This is a genomic window from Psychrobacter sp. W2-37-MNA-CIBAN-0211 (assembly GCF_040309405.1).
In the GTDB taxonomy this organism is placed as follows: Bacteria; Pseudomonadota; Gammaproteobacteria; order Pseudomonadales; family Moraxellaceae; genus Psychrobacter; species Psychrobacter glaciei.
Genome location: NZ_JBEOOU010000632.1, coordinates 1 through 231, shown reverse-complemented (window position 1 = coordinate 231; position 231 = coordinate 1). Strand labels below are relative to the sequence as shown.

The window sequence follows — 231 nt, the reverse complement described above, 5'->3', positions numbered from 1 at the left end:
CCATTACTCGCACTAATGTTTAGTTTGGTGGGTATTTTTGGTGGACATTTAGTCGGTGTTGAATGGAAAGGTATTGATAGTGGTGCGTTTTGGTCTATTCTTCAAGCATCGGTTGAGTGGCGACAAGATATTGTTAATTGCTTGATAAAAAGTGTTATTTTTGGTGTGGTGGTCACATGGATAGCCTTGTACCGAGGTTATGAAGTCGAACCCAATCCAGAAGGCATTAGC

General features: G+C 41.1%; 1 protein-coding gene. It reads left to right on the top strand.

Translation table 11 applies throughout. The features are described from left to right. The coding region (locus AAEY72_RS16545; RefSeq protein ID WP_352311797.1) for an ABC transporter permease at positions 1-231 on the top strand (231 nt) is incomplete at both ends.